Raw genomic sequence first — 16,500 nt, forward strand, 5'->3', positions numbered from 1 at the left:
CAGTGGCAAACATATGGTATAATAATTGATGTTACTATAACAATGCGGAGGAATATCATTGCAAATCAGACAAGCTTATCGGGACGAAGCAGCAGAAATAGCTCCGCTGGTTCAGGCGGCGGTGGGCGATATTGCCGCTGAACTAGCTAATTCACCCCACAACGATGCGGTTCAGGACTTGCTTGTGCAGCTAATAGAGTGCGAAGGCACGCGGATTGGTTATTCTTTTATCGATGTGGTCGAGCTGGATGGGGCAGTGGGTGGGATGGCGGTTTCTTATTCCGGCCGGATCCTGGAAGCCGCCAACAAACCCACATTTCGTTTTTTGCGCCGGTACTATGAAGGTTTACCTAAGCTGATCCAACAGAACGTACTTCCTTTGCTACAAGCGAAGGAAGCGGAAGCAGACGAGTACTACTTAGATGCATTGGCTGTGAACCCGAGATTTAGGGGACAAGGCCTAGGCACGGCGCTACTTAAACATGTTCATAGGAAAGCGAAAAAGAACGGTTTTGAGAAGACATCGTTGCTGGTAGAACATGGTAACTTGGGGGCTTATCGGTTGTACCGAAAGATTGGATACAAGGCAGCCGGGGAGGTAACAATGAAACATATGCTATTTACTAAATTAATCAAGCCGGTATAGCAGTTAAGCAGATTAAATGACAAGTTTTTCCATAGGCCTGTGCTACAATTATCCTTGCCACTATTTACCTGCAACTTGGGGAAGGCAAGGAGGTTGTGCTTGTGTCTGTGGACAGAGAAGCATATAAGCGCTTGTGCCCTTACCCGGTGCGTCCGGTCCGGAAGTCGTGGAGCCTGGAAACAGGTTTCTCGAAAGACATCAGGAGCAACTTAATTCTTGTCTTCGGCTGTTTTTTGGTGGGCCGGGCCAATTTGCTGTATGGAGTGGTGCCGTTTGGGCCGGCGCTGTTTGCCGCTGTATTGCCGCAATCTAGGTTGACTACCGGACTCATTGCCGGAGCGATAGTGGCTGGTCTGGTTACCACTGTCGGGTTCGGCCAAACCTTGCCGTATGCCATGGTGCTGGCACTGTTGGCTCTGGGATCTGCCCGGGCCGAAGCTTCGTGGGCGACGCCGGGGAGAAAGGCTTTTGCTTTGACAGCGGCGTTGCTACTGGTGCGGGGATTGACAGTTTGGGCCGGCCGGGGCACGTGGTACGATTTGGGTTTGGTGGCCTTTGAAGCGTTGTTGGCGGCGGTGAGCAGTATGATCTTTGCCCACGGGTTGCCGTTGGCCTTAGATTATCAGCCCGGTACTGTGTTCAGCAATGAGCAGCTAATGTCCTTGGGGTTGGTGGTGGCGGTAGCGTTGGCCGGGACGGCCGGTTTTCCCGGCGAACTGCTGGTTCCGGGCGAAATTTTGGGCCGGTATTTAGGGGTGTTGTTGGCCCTGGCCGGCGGCGGTACCGTGGGGGCAGCGGTAGGGGTGTTGGTGGCTACAGTGGCGGTGGTTACCGGTACGGCCGCGGCGGAACAGATCAGTATTCTTGGTTTTGCCGGGTTGTTGGCTGGGCTTCTGCGGGAAGCGGGCAAGCTGGGAGCGGCCCTGGGCTATGTATTAGGGGAGCTGGCCCTGTCACTTTATCTGTTACCGGATAAGCTTACTTGGGGGCGCTTGTTGTCTCCGGCGGTAGCGCTGATACTGTTTGCTCTTACTCCCGGGGGTTGGATCCGGGAAGCGGCCAGTTTGGTCCCCGGTACCAGAGAGCAGCAAGGACGGCAGGAGAACTATGAGGGACGATTGCGACAGGCCGCCAGTGGACGCTTAGCCGAGGTGGGGGCGGTGATGCGCGAGCTGTCGGCAGCATTTCAGGAGATTGTAGCTACGGCTCGAACCAAGGATGAAAACAGATTGAATAGTCTGCTCGCTGCTTTGGCGGCCCGGGTATGCGAAGATTGTCGCTGGTATAGTTCGTGTTGGGAGAACGAGTTTTTCAAGACTTACCAGAACACGTTTGAATTATTATCCCTGGCGGAGGTTCACGGTGGTTTGGTAAAGGAAGACATTCCACCGGGAATACGGCATCAGTGCCAACGACTGCCGGAACTTCTGAGCGCCATTAATAATTTGTTTGATACATATAGAATCAACATGCAGTGGAAGCAACGGCTGGACGAAGAACGGGAAGTGGTGGCAGCACAACTGGCTGGGATGGCAGAAGTGATGGATAATCTGGCCGGAGAACTGAGAATAGATGTCAGGGCCCTAGCGGATGTGACCGCGGCAATTCAGGAGGAGCTGGTTCGGTACCACTTGGCAGCCGGAGCAGTGGAGGTGTGGCAGGGCCTGGGCGGAAAAGTAGAAATTGTAGTGCGGGATTTGGATTGCCCCGGGGGACGAGAGTGCGGCCCGCTGTTGGCGGCGGCACTGGGACGAGCTGTAGGGCAACCGATGAAGGTAGAAATTGACAGTTGTCGGTTAGGCGACGCTAAGGAAGGCTGTGCCCTGCGAGCAGGGCCGGCCCCCAGATATCGATTGATAGCGGCCGGTTACAGCCGGCCCAAACAAACCGGCGATGTATCCGGGGACTCGTTTAGTGCCGTGGAGCTGCCCGATGGACGGCAAGGGCTGATCTTAAGTGACGGTATGGGCAGTGGACCTAAGGCGGCGGCCGAGAGCCAGACGGCAGTGCGGTTGGTGGAGCGCTTGCTTACAGCGGGCTTAGGTAAGGATGTGGTGCTGCAGACGTTGAATTCGGTGTTGGGACTGCGGTCCACTGAGGAATGTTTTGCCACCTTGGACTTGGCGCTGGTGGATCCGTACACGGCGACGGCGGAATTCATCAAGGTGGGGTCTTGTCCCACGTTGTTAAAGCGGGGTCGCACCGTAACCGTGATCAACCCGGGGTCACCGCCGCTGGGCATCTTGCCGGTGGTAACGCCGGCGGTGGTTAAGAAAAATTTGCGCAGCGGGGATATGCTGGTGATGATCAGTGACGGGGTCTTGGAATGTGGCGATGAACGTGCCGCTGGGATCGATTGGCTGCTGAACTATGTGAAACAGAGCCGTGAAGAACCAAAAGAGCTGGCGCTGAGTATTTTGGCTCTGGCTGAGCGGCGAGCCGGCGGCGTACGCGATGATATGACTGTGTTGGCGGTGAGTGTAGAGGCGGCTTAGGGGCGGCAGCGGCTGAGTGTTAAGCAAGTAGTTTATGCCGATTTAACTCCGGGGACGGGGTTATTTTTTTGGTCTGAATTCCAGGGGGGATGTTAGGTTTTGGTTTAGCAGGAAATAATAGCAAGTGGGGAGAATATCGTTATGACGTCATACCAGCACGTTCCCTGGCAACCTCCAATTATGCGGAATGACACAGGGGTCATTCCCTTGTATTACCGAGGTCCATGCTGAGCGCATGTAGGGAACAAGCCCGGTTTCGTTCCGTAGCGGATTTCCGAAGTAGGTTGAGGGTGATGATTTTATGGATGAGTTTGTCAGAAAGGTACGCTCTACGTGCGAGCGATATGATTTATTGGCCCCGAGGGACAAGGTAATTGTGGCGGTATCCGGCGGGGCCGATTCTACGGCCATGCTGCTGGCACTAAAGGAATTAGCGCCGGAATATGATTTGCAGCTTTATGTGGCCCACTTGAATCATCTCATGCGGGGCGAACAGGCCGAGGCGGATGCCAACTGGGTGCAGGAGCTTTCGGCTCGCTTAGAGGTGCCTTTTTTTCGGCGAGACACTGATGTACCGGCGCTGATTGAGCGGCAAGGTCTAACGGTGGAACAAGCGGGTCGGGTAGCCCGCTATCGGTTTTATCGGGAGCTGGCCCAAGAGCTGGGCGCTACTAAAGTGGCTGTGGGCCAAACTCAAGATGATCAAGCGGAAACGGTATTGCTGCACCTTATTCGTGGCGCCGGCTTAGCCGGCATTGCCGGTATTCGGCCGAAAAGACGGACGGCCTATGGCTGGGTGATCCGGCCGCTACTTCAAGTAACCAGAAGAGAAACAGAGGCCTGCAGCGCGTCTTTTGGCTTGGTTCCCCGGCATGATCCTTATAATATCGATCCGGCTTATCTTAGAAATCGGATTCGCTACCAATTGCTTCCGTGGCTGCGAGACCAGGCTAACCCCAATATAAAGAAAGTATTGGCTCAGTCGGCGGCCGTCTGGCAAGAAGAGGACCGGTATTTAGCCGGGGTAACGGAGCGGGCCTGCCGGCAGGTACTGCAGACTCTCCAGCAAGGGGTTCGGGTGAACTCAGCTCAGTTAAATCAACTGCCGCTGGCCATTAAACGCCGCGTGTTACGCCGTGCTTTTGCCGTGGTGGTCGGGGACGACCGCAATCTCAGCTTTGAGCATACAGAGTCTTTGCTGGCTCTAAATTCAGCTCCGGTGGGCAATGTACTCCATTTGCCCCGTGAGGTACAGGCCCAGCGTACGTACAACGAAATTATCTTGACGCTAGGCAGGCCGGCCAGGGAGTCCATACCGGCTTTTTGCCGTCCCCTGGCTGTTCCCGGAGTGACAACTATCCCGGAACTGGGCCTTGATGTCCACGTTGCAGTTGATACGAAGCTGGCCGAGATTTCGTCGGATTCTCTTGTGGCAACCGGAGTTTTTGACTATAATGAGACGGGGTACAGTCTTTATGCCCGTAACCGCCGAGAAGGAGATTGGTTTTATCCGCAGGGCGTAGGTGGTCGCAAGAAGCTAAGCGATTTTTTCATCGACTGCAAGATCCCTCGTCAGGAGCGGGACAGAGTACTTCTCCTTACTAATTCCACGGACATTATCTGGGTTGCCGGGCTAAGGGTAGATGCCCGTTTTGTTGTTCGGGACAAGACTAGCAGAAGGCTTTTTGTCCAAGTAAGAAGGTCAACCCGAGGACAAAGAGAGGAAGGAGATTATTGACCTGCATGAGCACCATAAGTGAAGTCTTAGTGGACGAGGCCACCTTAAAGAAAAGGGTGCAGGAACTAGGCGCAGAGATTTCTCGTGATTACCAAGGCAAGTCACTGTTGTTGGTCGGGGTGCTGAAAGGGGCAGTGGTTTTTCTCAGTGAGTTGGCTCAACAGATCAAGCTGCCGGTAACCTTCGACTTTATGGCTGTGTCCAGCTATGGTTCTTCCACGGAATCCTCCGGCGTAGTCCGGATTCTGAAGGATTTGGATGAGAGCTTAGAGGACAAGCATGTACTCATTGTGGAGGACATTATCGATACCGGCCTCACTCTTGATTACCTGTATCGCCATTTGCAGAACCGTCATCCGGCCAGCTTGGGGATCTGTACTCTGTTAGATAAACCTTCGCGCCGCTTGGTGGATGTGCCGGTGGACTACGTGGGCTTTCAGATCTCGGATTACTTTGTTGTTGGCTATGGCTTGGATTTTAATGAACGTTATCGCAACTTACCTTACATTGCCGTGCTCAAACCCTGATCTGACGCGCTGTTTTTGTTTTGTTGCCCACCCTATTAAAATATGCTACAATTAACTAGTATCGGTTGAGTTGGCCCAGCCGATACTCTGAGGCCGATTTGAGAGGAGGGCCTGACTTGAATCGTGTTTTCCGTAGCATGAGCCTCTACTTGCTGCTGATCATTGTAGCCCTTTCCGTTATTAACTACTTTTCTACTTCTGCTCCGCAAGAAAAGGAATTAAATTATACTCAATTTTTGGCTCTGCTGGAAAAGGACGAGGTGACAGCAGTTGTTATTTCCAGTACTAAAGTGGAAGGGGTGCTGAAAGATGGCACCCAATTTAGCATGCCCTTTTTAGGTGACCTCGCCCGGTTAGAAGAAAGGTTAGAGAATAAACAGGTTGAGATACAGTATAAGCCGGTGCAGGGGCCGCCGTGGTGGTCTACGCTGCTGTCGACATTGCTCCCGATTGTTCTGCTGGTGGGCGTGTGGATGTTCATTATGCAGCAGACCCAGGGCGGCGGCAGCCGGGTTATGTCCTTTGGACGCAGCCGGGCGCGCCTGTACACCCCAGACGATAAAACCCGAATTACTTTTGCTGATGTGGCCGGGGCCGAAGAAGCTAAGGAAGAATTACAGGAAATTGTTCAGTTTCTAAAAGAGCCGAAAAAGTTTCTAGATCTGGGGGCTCGGATTCCTAAGGGAGTGCTGCTGGTGGGTCCACCGGGTACCGGCAAAACGCTGCTTGGTAAAGCAGTGGCCGGTGAAGCCGGTGTACCTTTCTTTAGTATCAGCGGTTCCGATTTTGTGGAAATGTTCGTTGGTGTGGGCGCTGCTCGCGTACGCGATCTGTTTGAGCAAGCAAAGAAAAACGCTCCTTGCTTGGTATTCGTAGACGAGATTGATGCCGTGGGGCGTCAGCGCGGGGCTGGCCTGGGCGGCGGCCATGATGAGCGCGAGCAGACGTTAAACCAGCTACTGGTAGAGATGGATGGCTTCGGGGTGAACGAGGGTGTCATTGTGCTGGCGGCTACTAACCGTCCCGATGTGCTGGATCCGGCACTGCTCAGACCGGGCCGGTTTGACCGGCAGGTGATTTTGGATCAGCCGGACGTTAGGGGCCGGGAAGCCATACTCAAGGTTCACGCCGTAAACAAGCCCCTGGAGAAGAATGTAGATTTAGCTGTGTTGGCGCGCCGGACCCCGGGTTTCACCGGGGCTGACTTGGCCAATATGCTGAACGAAGCGGCTATTTTGGCGGCTCGCCGCAATAAGAGACGTATTGGCATGGATGAATTGGAAGAAGCGATCGACCGAGTTATTGCCGGTCCCGAGCGGCGCAGCCGGGTGATTTCCGAACGGGAAAAGCGGTTGGTGGCCTATCATGAAGCAGGCCATGCGGTGTTAGGGTATCTACTGCCCCATGCCGATCCAGTGCACAAGGTATCAATCATTCCCCGCGGCCGGGCCGGTGGTTATACCCTCAGCCTGCCGAAAGAAGACCGGTATTATCTAACCCGGTCGGAGCTGTTTGACCGGGTAACACAGCTACTGGGCGGCCGGGTGGCGGAGGAGCTGGCCCTGGAAGAAATCAGCACCGGAGCCCAGAATGACCTGGAACGGGCTACCAGCGTTATCCGCAAGATGATTACCGAATATGGTATGAGCGAAGAACTGGGTCCGCTTACCTTTGGCCATAAGCAAGAGGAAGTGTTCTTAGGCCGGGATATTGCCCGCGATCGTAACTACAGTGAAGAAGTGGCTTCGGCCATCGATCGCGAAGTCCGTCATTTTGTTGATGTCTGCTATAATAAAGCAGCCAGTTTGTTGACGGAAAATCGGGATCGACTGGATAAAGTGGCGGCTGCTTTGCTGGAAAATGAAACCCTGGAAGCAGAAGAATTCATGGCTCTCATGAGCGTTGGGACTGAAGCGGCAGCGAAAGAGAATAAGGAACCACCGAAACAACAAACAAAAATGGCCGAACTTAGGATTTCGTTTCCGGCGGCACCACAGCAGGCCTGAAAGGAGAGAACCCAGTGGAGTTTAAACTTGAGCTAGGGCTTGCCGGGGAGATGACAGCGGAAGTAAGACCTGAGCATACGGCCGAGAGTTTAGGTAGTGGTGGGGTGGCCGTGCTGGCCACCCCAATGCTGGTAGCTTTGATGGAAGGGGCAGCCAAGGATACGGTCCAGCCAGGTTTGCCGGCTGGCTGGACAACAGTCGGGACCCGAGTTGATATTAGTCATTTAGCGGCCACTCCGGTGGGTATGAAGGTTACGGCGCGGGCAGTGCTCAAAGAGATCGAAGGTCGGCGCTTGGTCTTTACCGTGGAAGCCTACGATGACCAGGAGAAGGTGGGCCAGGGCTCGCACGAACGCTTTATCATCAACACAGAGCGCTTTGAAAGCAAAGCTCGGGCGAAAGCCGGGCTCCAGTAGGAGGTAATTATGAAGCTGCTGTTGGCCTTAGATGTGGGGAATACCCATGTGACAGCTGGAGTCTTGTCCGGAGCGGAGATTTTGACCCGGTGGCGACTCGGTACCGACCGGTCGAAAACAGAAGACGAGTACGGGTTGTTTCTGTATCAACTGTTTACGATTGCAGCGTTAGATCCTGAGGATGTGGAAGGGGTAGTCATCGCGTCGGTGGTACCTCCACTCACTTGTATTTTAGAGAAACTGTCTCGCCGCTATTTCGACTGTGAGCCGGTAATGATTCACCCCGGGATGGATGCTGGCATTACCGTGCTTTATGATAATCCGCTGGAGGTAGGTGCCGACCGGGTGGTTAACGCGGCGGCAGCTTATTATCTTTACGGCGGCCCGTGTGTTGTGGTGGATTTTGGCACTGCTACTACCTTTGATGTGGTTTCGGCCCAAGGGGAGTATTTGGGCGGAGCTATTTCCCCCGGCATACTTACAGCTACCGAAGCGTTATTTAGAAAAGCCGCCAAGCTACCCCGGATTGACTTGGTGGATCCGGGTAGGGCCATCGGGAAGAATACTGTGGCCAGTATGCAGGCGGGCATTGTCTACGGGTTTGCTGGGCAGGTAGATGCTCTGGTGCGGCGCATCCGGGCGGAGCTTAAGGCCGAGGCTTTGGCTGTGGCCACCGGGGGGCTGGCACCGCTAGTGGCGGTGCAGTCGGAGACTATCGACAAGGTTGATTTGGATCTTACTTTGACCGGTCTGCGGCTAATCTACGAACGCCAGCGGCAGTACCGGGCATAAGCGAGGGAAGACAGCAAGCCCCCTAGAGGGGCTTGTTCCTCATCTGGGAGGGTAGGTAAGCTGGTGGAGTTGCTAACGAACCCAGTGGTAGTGGGCCCTATGGCCGGGGTAACCGACGTTGTCTTTCGCCGGCTGGCCTGGGAACAGGGTCCGGCACTGGTCTGGACCGAGATGATCAGTGCTCAGGCCTTGCTTTATGATAACCGTCGCACCTGGCAGATGGTTGAGCCGGCAGTCGATGAACAGCAAATAGTGGTACAACTGTTTGGGAAAGAGCCGGATCTCATGGCCCAGGCGGCACAGAAGATAGCCCAGCTAAGACCGGCCGCCATTGACATTAATATGGGCTGTCCGGCGCCGAAAGTTGTGAACAACGGAGAAGGAGCGGCCCTGCTGAGGAAGCCGCATCTCGCGGCTGCTATTATGCAGGCGGTGAGCGAAGCGGTTAATCTGCCTGTATTGGCTAAGATTCGCCTTGGTTGGGACGAAGAGCATAAGAATGCCGTGGAGGTAGCAAAGCAACTGGCAGCTGCCGGCGCGGCTGGCATTACAGTCCATGCTAGGACCAGGTCACAGTTCTACCGGGGTCAGGCTAACTGGGATGAGATCAGACAGGTTAAAGAAGCTGTGCAGGTACCGGTAATCGGCAATGGCGATGTATTTACGCCGGAGGCGGCTAAGAATATGCTGACAGTGACCGGCGCTGATGCCGTTATGTTGGCCAGGGGAATGCTGGGTAATCCGTGGCTCATTGGGCGAACGGTGACGTATTTGACTACCGGAATTATGCCGGCGGAACCTGGGCTAGAAGAACGGTTGGCGTTGGCTCGGAGGCATTTGGAGTTGGCTGTGGCCGAAAAAGGTGAGCGCCAAGGTTTGGTACAAATGCGTAAGCATCTAGCCTGGTATCTAAAGGGACTGCCAGGGGCGGCTCGGCTTCGGGCCGAGATCATGGAGACCACTGAAGTGGAGACGGTAAAACAGCTACTTGAGTCGTATTTTTGGGTTGGAGGGGGTAGAGCACAATGAACGCCTTAGCCTTACCGGTCGCCAATGGGGTTTTCCCCCGCCCGGGGGGCACGATCCAAGGCTTGTTCTTGGATGAATTTTCGTTACGTACGCTTAGCTGCTTAGGTGTGGAGGCCACGGCGTTCTTGGTGCCTCTTACCAGGGACGGGCAGGCGCTTTATCCGGCGGGCATGTTGGTCCGGATCGAGGATTTGAGTCACGGACAAGCGGTAAATCCTGTTACCTGGAACACCAATGAAGTGTTGATCGCCCAGTTAAGTGGTCTTAATCATGCCTGGGCCCGGCGCTTTGTAGGGGAAAGCGGATTTATTATGGCCGAATCCGTTGACACCTTAGACTTGGAGCTGTTACGCAGCCGCGGTCAACCCGTTATCTCCGGTGCCGGTTGGCAAGTACAGGGCGGGTACACGGAACCGCGGTCTAAAAAGGATATAACGGTGACCATTTATGGCAGCGATTACCAGGGTAATGAAGTTCAGATCCAAGGACAACTGGGGGGCATTATTACTCCCGAAAAAGCCCATACCTTGGAGCATTCCATTATTCGGGCTTTACAGGAGTATGGCTTGTGCACCATCAAGAATCTGGCCTGGGCCATGCGCGCGGAAGCGGCGGAACTCAAGGATTCGATCTCGTGGGGGCTGCATTTCAAGCTGCCAGAGATTTTGGGGCAGACCCGCAGCGGCTACTGTGGTAATCCCATGACTTCCTTGGCGCATTTTTACTTGGGGCAAGAGCTCTCCCACTTGCTAAATGAAGGGCAGACTTTGCCGGTAGCGTTGGAGCGGGCCCGCAGCCGCACCTTGTCCCGCTTGACCCAGGAATTGGATTTAGGAGCCGAGCCGGAATACCTAACTTTACGGGGCTTAAAAATCGGCATGCGTCATGATGACAGCGAAGTGGTACAGGGCACCTTGCGGCGCGTGCTCAGCGCTTTTCCGTTGGATCCATGGAGCTAACACAAGAGGGGATAGATATGGTACCGGAGACAGTTCTCCAGTGTATTACAACTTTGCAGCAGGCAGGCTACCCGTCTTATTTGGTGGGTGGCTGTGTGCGGGATCTGTTGCTGGGGAAAGAACCCCAGGATTTCGATATCGCCACCGCAGCGTCACCGGAGACCGTGGGGCGGCTATTTCGCCGTGTGGTTCCCACCGGTTTGCCTTTCGGCACAGTGACTGTCCTGCTGCCTGATCCGATCGAAGTGACCACGTTTCGCTACGACGGCCGGTATACAGATGGGCGTCATCCAGAGCAGGTGGAATTCACCTCCGACCTGGAAGCCGATCTTGCCCGGCGCGATTTTACCGTTAATGCTATGGCTTGGGATCCGGTGGCTGACACCCTGGTGGATCCCTGGGGAGGCCGCAGAGATCTAAAGCAGGGTCTAATCAGATCTGTCGGGGATCCGGCTGCTCGTTTTGGTGAAGATGGGTTGCGCCTTCTCCGAGCAGTGCGGTTTGTGTCGCAGCTTGAATTTACTATTGAAGCCGAGACCTTAGCGGCTTTAGGTGCCGGGGCAGCCGGATTGCAGCGTGTAGCCAAAGAACGAATCGGACGGGAGTTTGCTCAACTGGTAGTGGGAGAAGGCGTTTTTGCGGCCCTCTGGTTGCTAGTGGATACCGGCCTCTTAGAGTATATAGCGCCGGAACTTCTGTGTGGACAGGGTGTTAAGCAGGGCCGTCTTCACCGGGAAGATGTTCTGGGCCATAACCTTAGAACTTGCTCCTTAACCCCACCTGAGCTACCGGTACGCTTGGCCGGATTGCTGCACGACGTGGGTAAGGCTGGGGAATTCAGTGAGGGCCCTTACGGCAGATTCTTCCCCGGACATGCGGCCCGATCGGCAGCAGCGATTCCCCCGATTCTCCGCCGGCTTTGTTACAACCGGCAGCTAGTGAACACAGTTACACTCTTAGTTGGGAATCATATGTTTTTTTGGCGTGAACCTCAAGGGCTGCCTCCGGTAAGGCGCTTGGCCGCCCAGGTGGGCTGGGATAATTTCGGCTTGTTGATTGAACTGATTAAAGCCGATCGGTTGGCTATTTGGGCCGATCCGCAGCAGGCCGGCATCGGCGATCTGGAGGCAGCTTATCGGCAAGTAGTAGCGGAAGGTCTACCGCTCACAGCGGCCGAACTGGCCCTTAGCAGCGAAGAGCTCATGGAAGAACTGGGAGTAGAGCCGGGCCCGGCTTTGGGGGCACTGCGGCAACAATTGTTGGAAGCTGTCTGGGACAATCCCGCTTTGAACGCGCGGCCCCATCTGCTAGCCTTAGCCTGGAAACAGTTGGACGCAAGCCGACAAAATTCAACAATATCCGACAGCAAAAAGTAGTAATATGGGAACAATGGGCGGCCACAGATCCCCTCAGTGCACCTGTGGCTGAGGGGTTTATTTATTTGGCAAAATAATAGTCGGAATTTACTGAGGAGAGTGAAGCCATGAAGCAGCAGAAGAAGGTTGCTAAGGCCAAACCCAGAACTGGGCAGAAAAACAGCAGTCTGGCTGCCAGAATTGTAGCCGGATACTTGGTCTTGGTGGCAATTATGGCGGGGATCGGAGCCTATACATACGTAGGCATGCAACGGGTCATGGCTGAGTACCGGCTGATTGTAGACGAAGATCATCCGTACTTATTGGCGATTAAAGAAATCAACACTGAAGTTACGGCCCAATTGGCAGCTCAACGAGCTTTTTTGTTAACTGGGGATGCGCAATATGCCCTTAGGGCGGAGCTGGACGGCAATAAGGTCAAACAGGCAATTAACAAGGCTATGGAGTTGGCCAAGGAAAAAGAAGAGAAGAATCTGTTGAATCAAGTAGAAAACATTCACGGTTCGCTCAATGACGTTCAAGCTGAAGTTTTTGAGATCTATAATCAAGGTGCCCAAAACCAAGCCGTTCAGATAGCGTTAGTGGACTTGGATGCCACCCAGAAAAGACTAGGGGCCAACTTCAATATTCTGCAAGGTATTAACGAGCGGCGGGTGGATGAGGCCCGGCAAAATGCCAATACTGCGGCCAAGAAAGCCCTGATGGTAACTTTAGTCTTGGTTGCCTTAGGAACCGCTATCGGCATTATACTAGGTACAATTCTAGCCAAGCAGTCTGTGCGTTCTCTAAAGGGATTAGCCACAGCCGCGGACAGGATTTCGGCCGGGGACCTTACCACCCAAGTGCAGGCTAAAGGGCGAGATGAAGTGGCTCATTTGGCCCGGAGCTTTCAAGTTATGGTGGGGGAACTGGGGAAGATCATTGCCGGTGTGAGAGAAAGCGTACTTACAGTAACCCATCATGCCGAGCAGCTCTCCACCAGTGCTGAAGAAACCACCCGGGCCACCGAACAGATAGCCAGCAGTATTCAGGAAGTGGCGGAAGGGGCAGGGCAGCAGGTGCAAGAGACGGCTGACATGGCTGCGGTAGTAGAACAAATGGCGGCAGCCATGGATCAGATAGCGAACAATGCTCAATTAGTGGCGCTGTCTTCCCAGGAGTCGGCCGTGTTGGCCGAACAGGGCAGTGTGGCCATCAAAGATGTCATTGCTCAAAACAATGTGGTCAGTCAGTCTATGGTACGCCTGTCGCAGCTAATTACCGAACTGGGACAACGTTCGGCGGAAATAGGTCAGATTGTGGAAGTTATCACCGGTATTGCCGATCAGACCAATTTGTTGGCCTTGAATGCAGCGATAGAAGCAGCCCGAGCCGGTGAGCAAGGGAAGGGATTTGCGGTGGTGGCCGACGAGGTGCGTAAATTGGCCGAGCAAGCGGCTCAGGCTGCCAAGCAAATTGCCCTGTTGGTAGATCGAACCCAACACGATACCGAGCGGGCCATAGAAACCATGAAAGCCGGCAGCACCGAAGTGGCGTCGGGCAGCCAACTGCTGGAATCAGCCCAGGCGATCCTAGAGAAGATTTTTGCCGCTGTGGGACAAGTAGCTGAACAAATACAAGAAGTCAGTGCGGCGTCCGAAGAGATGGCGGCCAATACCGACCGAGTGGTGGGCGGAGCCAAAAATATCAGCGTTATTGCCGAAAGTACCAGTGCCGGTACGGAAAATATTGCTGCTGCCACCCAAGAACAGACAGCTACCATGGAAGAGATCGCCGCGGCGGCTCAAATGCTGACCGAACTGGCGTACAATTTAGAGCAGGCAGTGGCTCGTTTCAAGTTGGCGTAAACAGCGGCTGGGGACGAAGCGTCAGCTACATTGCAAAGGGAGGGTCGTACAACCCTCCCTTGCTTTTTTTTTGGCTCCTTGGTAAAATCATTCTGTACACAATAGTGTGCACATATAATGAGAGCGGAGGTGAAAGGGTGGAACAGTTTGCTCGCATTGGGGATAAAGTCGTTGACCGGGATCGACTGTATCACGTGGTAGATCGAGTCCTAGAGCTAAGGGCTGCCGGGGTATCGCAGCTGGAAGTAGCCCAGCGCTTGGGGACCGAACGTTCTTTTGTCTCGCGTTTGGAGGCTTTGGGCGAGATCCACCGCGGTGCACGGTTGGCACTGGTGGGGTTCCCGTTAGGGGATAAGGAAGCACTTCTTTCAGTGGCGCAAGAAGAAGGCGTTGAGTATACCCTGATCCTTACTGATGAGGAGCGCTGGCGCTTTGTCGAGGAAAAAAGCGGCAGCCAGCTCTTAAATGAAGTGATGCATATTATAGCCGAACTTCGGACTTATGATGTGGTTATTTTTCTGGGTTCCGATATGCGGGTCCGGGTGGCCGAAGCTCTGTTAGACAAAAAAGTGGTGTGCGTGGAAATCGGTCGTTCGCCCATCAAGGGTGACTGTAAAATAGAGCCGGAAAAGTTGCGTTGTCTGATTCGAAGAGTCAAGGCACCGGACAAGACGGCCGCTACTGTGGGTACAGATGGGGGGCAATAGCAATGAAACATGTGATAGGTGTAAGTCTGGGCTCTTCCAAGCGGAACCATTCAGTGGAAGCGGAATTTCTTGGGGAAAAGTTCCTAATCGAGCGTATCGGAACTGATGGCGATCTGAATAAAGCGGAAGAGCTGCTGAGAGAATTGGACGGAAAAGTGGATGCTTTTGGTATGGGCGGCATAGACTTGTATTTAGTAGCCGGTGATCGACGCTACGCTATTCGGGATGCCCAGCGGCTGGCACGGGCGGTGACCAAGTCTCCTATTGTGGACGGCAGCGGGCTAAAAAGCACGCTGGAGCGTAGAGTGATTCGTTATTTGGCTGATTCCCAGACGGTACCGCTGCAAGGCAAGAAAGCTCTGCTAGTGTCAGGGGTGGACCGTTGGGGTATGGCCGAGGGGCTGACCCAGGCCGGCTGCATTCTAACCTGCGGCGATCTCATTTTTGCTCTGGGTCTTCCTGTTCCCCTGCGTTCCCTGGGCCAACTGAAATTGGCCGCGGCTCTGATAGCGCCCATTGTGGTGAAGCTACCGTTTACAATGTTGTATCCTACCGGTAAGAAGCAGGAAGAACAAAAAGTTGATTCCCGTTTTTCCCGCTATTACTTAGAAAACGACATCATCGCCGGCGATTTCTTGTTTATCAAGCGGCACCTGCCGCCTAAAATACTGGGCAAGACGATTATTACCAATACGGTTACAGCCGCCGATGTAGAAGATCTCAAGAACCGGGGAGCGACAACACTAGTCACCACTACACCGGAACTAGACGGCCGTTCCTTTGGTACCAATGTGATGGAAGCAGTGCTGGTTTCTTTGGCGGGTAAGCCGTGGTCCGAACTTACCAGCACCGATTATGAAGAACTGCTGGACAAAATGGATCTTAAGCCGCGTATCCAAATGCTGAGTGAATAACGGTAACCAAGATCAGGAGGCATCCCATGAACAAATTCGTCTTTCTAATTCATCCACTTGATGTTAGCTATATTCTGCGAAAGTATCCTTGGCTCGGCGTGTTCCCTGACAGCGCTGTGGAAACAGTATTCCGCTTGGTACCACCGTTTGTAATCTCCCATATTACCGGAGTCAAGTCGCCTTACGCCGAGGCGGAAGGCTGGTTTGTCAACGTACCCTTGACCGCTAGGCAAATGCTGGCGTTGCCGGAGGAAGAGGTAATAAGACGGATTATCCAAGCCGGCCAGCTGGCAGAACGATTAGGAGCCCAGGTGTTAGGACTAGGCGCATTTACGGCCGTGGTGGGAGATGCGGGCCTTACCGTGGCCAAAAACGTGCATATTCCGGTGACCACCGGTAATAGTTATACTGTGGGTATGGCTTTGGCCGGGATCCGGTTGGCGGCGGGCAAAATGGGCCTTGACCTAAAAAAAGCGGAGGTGCTGGTGGTGGGCGCCAACGGCGCCATCGGCTCGGCCTGTGCCCGTATTTTGGCGCGGGAGGTGAACTATCTCACGATAGCCAGCCGCAATAACCAGCGGCTGGGGAACTTGTCCCGACGGATTTTACACGAAAGTGGGCTGGCTGTGCGGGTCGCCGCCGATCTGAAACAAGCCCTTAACAAGGCCGATGTGGTGCTAACTGTCACCGGATCGGCCACACCAATTATCGAGCCCGAAGACCTGAAGCCGGGCGCAGTAGTGTGCGACGTAGCTAGGCCCCGAGATGTGTCCCAACAAGTGGCCCAAGCAAGACCCGATGTGCTGGTGATAGAAGGCGGCGTGGTTCAGGTTCCTGGCCCAGTTAATTTTGGCTTCGATTTTGGTTTTCCACCGGGCACGTCTTTTGCCTGTATGGCTGAAACCATGATTCTGGCTTTGGAGGGACGACATGAAAGTTTTACCCTGGGGCGCGACTTGTCTGTGGAGCAGATCGACGAAATTATGCAGATGGGGAAGAAGCACGGGTTCCAATTAGCAGGTCTACGCAGCTTCGACCGAGCCCTGCA

Annotated in this window: 14 protein-coding genes; all 14 read left to right on the forward strand. The window is 54.2% G+C overall.

The features are described 5' to 3' along the window. Window positions 1-58 precede the first annotated feature (58 nt). Window positions 59-646, forward strand: coding sequence for a GNAT family N-acetyltransferase (locus GX016_04790; GenBank protein ID HHT70879.1), 588 nt, complete (start codon window positions 59-61; stop codon window positions 644-646). 101 nt (window positions 647-747) lie between these two features. Next, a complete protein-coding gene (gene spoIIE, locus GX016_04795) occupies window positions 748-3,141 on the forward strand; it encodes a stage II sporulation protein E (protein HHT70880.1) in 2,394 nt (797 codons plus the stop codon). Window positions 3,142-3,442: 301 nt separating this feature from the next. Further along, window positions 3,443-4,879, forward strand: a complete 1,437-nt coding sequence (tilS, locus tag GX016_04800; protein HHT70881.1) for a tRNA lysidine(34) synthetase TilS — start codon at window positions 3,443-3,445, stop codon at window positions 4,877-4,879. A 5-nt stretch (window positions 4,880-4,884) separates the two neighbouring features. Beyond that, window positions 4,885-5,406, forward strand: a complete 522-nt coding sequence (hpt, locus tag GX016_04805) for a hypoxanthine phosphoribosyltransferase (protein ID HHT70882.1) — start codon at window positions 4,885-4,887, stop codon at window positions 5,404-5,406. Between the two features lie 116 nt (window positions 5,407-5,522). Continuing rightward, a complete protein-coding gene (locus GX016_04810; protein ID HHT70883.1) occupies window positions 5,523-7,412 on the forward strand; it encodes an ATP-dependent metallopeptidase FtsH/Yme1/Tma family protein in 1,890 nt (629 codons plus the stop codon). Window positions 7,413-7,462: 50 nt separating this feature from the next. Then, window positions 7,463-7,828, forward strand: coding sequence for a thioesterase family protein (locus GX016_04815; GenBank protein HHT70884.1), 366 nt, complete (start codon window positions 7,463-7,465; stop codon window positions 7,826-7,828). 15 nt (window positions 7,829-7,843) lie between these two features. After that, on the forward strand, window positions 7,844-8,620 hold the full coding sequence (locus tag GX016_04820; protein HHT70885.1) for a type III pantothenate kinase: 777 nt from the start codon (window positions 7,844-7,846) through the stop codon (window positions 8,618-8,620). Between the two features lie 99 nt (window positions 8,621-8,719). Continuing rightward, a complete protein-coding gene (gene dusB / locus GX016_04825; GenBank protein ID HHT70886.1) occupies window positions 8,720-9,649 on the forward strand; it encodes a tRNA dihydrouridine synthase DusB in 930 nt (309 codons plus the stop codon). Next, on the forward strand, window positions 9,646-10,608 hold the full coding sequence (locus tag GX016_04830) for a hypothetical protein (GenBank protein HHT70887.1): 963 nt from the start codon (window positions 9,646-9,648) through the stop codon (window positions 10,606-10,608). The genes dusB and GX016_04830 overlap by 4 nt, the downstream gene beginning before the upstream one ends. Before the next feature lie 17 nt (window positions 10,609-10,625). Next, complete coding sequence (locus tag GX016_04835; protein HHT70888.1) at window positions 10,626-11,984, forward strand: CCA tRNA nucleotidyltransferase; 1,359 nt, start codon at window positions 10,626-10,628, stop codon at window positions 11,982-11,984. Between the two features lie 107 nt (window positions 11,985-12,091). Next, window positions 12,092-13,831, forward strand: coding sequence for a HAMP domain-containing protein (locus tag GX016_04840; protein ID HHT70889.1), 1,740 nt, complete (start codon window positions 12,092-12,094; stop codon window positions 13,829-13,831). Between the two features lie 137 nt (window positions 13,832-13,968). Next, a complete protein-coding gene (locus tag GX016_04845) occupies window positions 13,969-14,538 on the forward strand; it encodes a transcriptional regulator (protein ID HHT70890.1) in 570 nt (189 codons plus the stop codon). A gap of 2 nt (window positions 14,539-14,540) precedes the next feature. Continuing rightward, window positions 14,541-15,452 carry a quinate 5-dehydrogenase gene (locus GX016_04850; GenBank protein HHT70891.1) on the forward strand — a complete coding sequence of 304 codons (912 nt, stop codon included), beginning with the start codon at window positions 14,541-14,543 and terminating at the stop codon, window positions 15,450-15,452. Between the two features lie 26 nt (window positions 15,453-15,478). Further along, a partial coding sequence (locus GX016_04855; protein HHT70892.1) for a shikimate dehydrogenase occupies window positions 15,479-16,500 on the forward strand: 1,022 nt, incomplete at its 3' end.

It is taken from the genome of Bacillota bacterium (assembly GCA_012837285.1).
Taxonomy (GTDB): domain Bacteria; phylum Bacillota; class DTU030; order DUMP01; family DUMP01; genus DUNI01.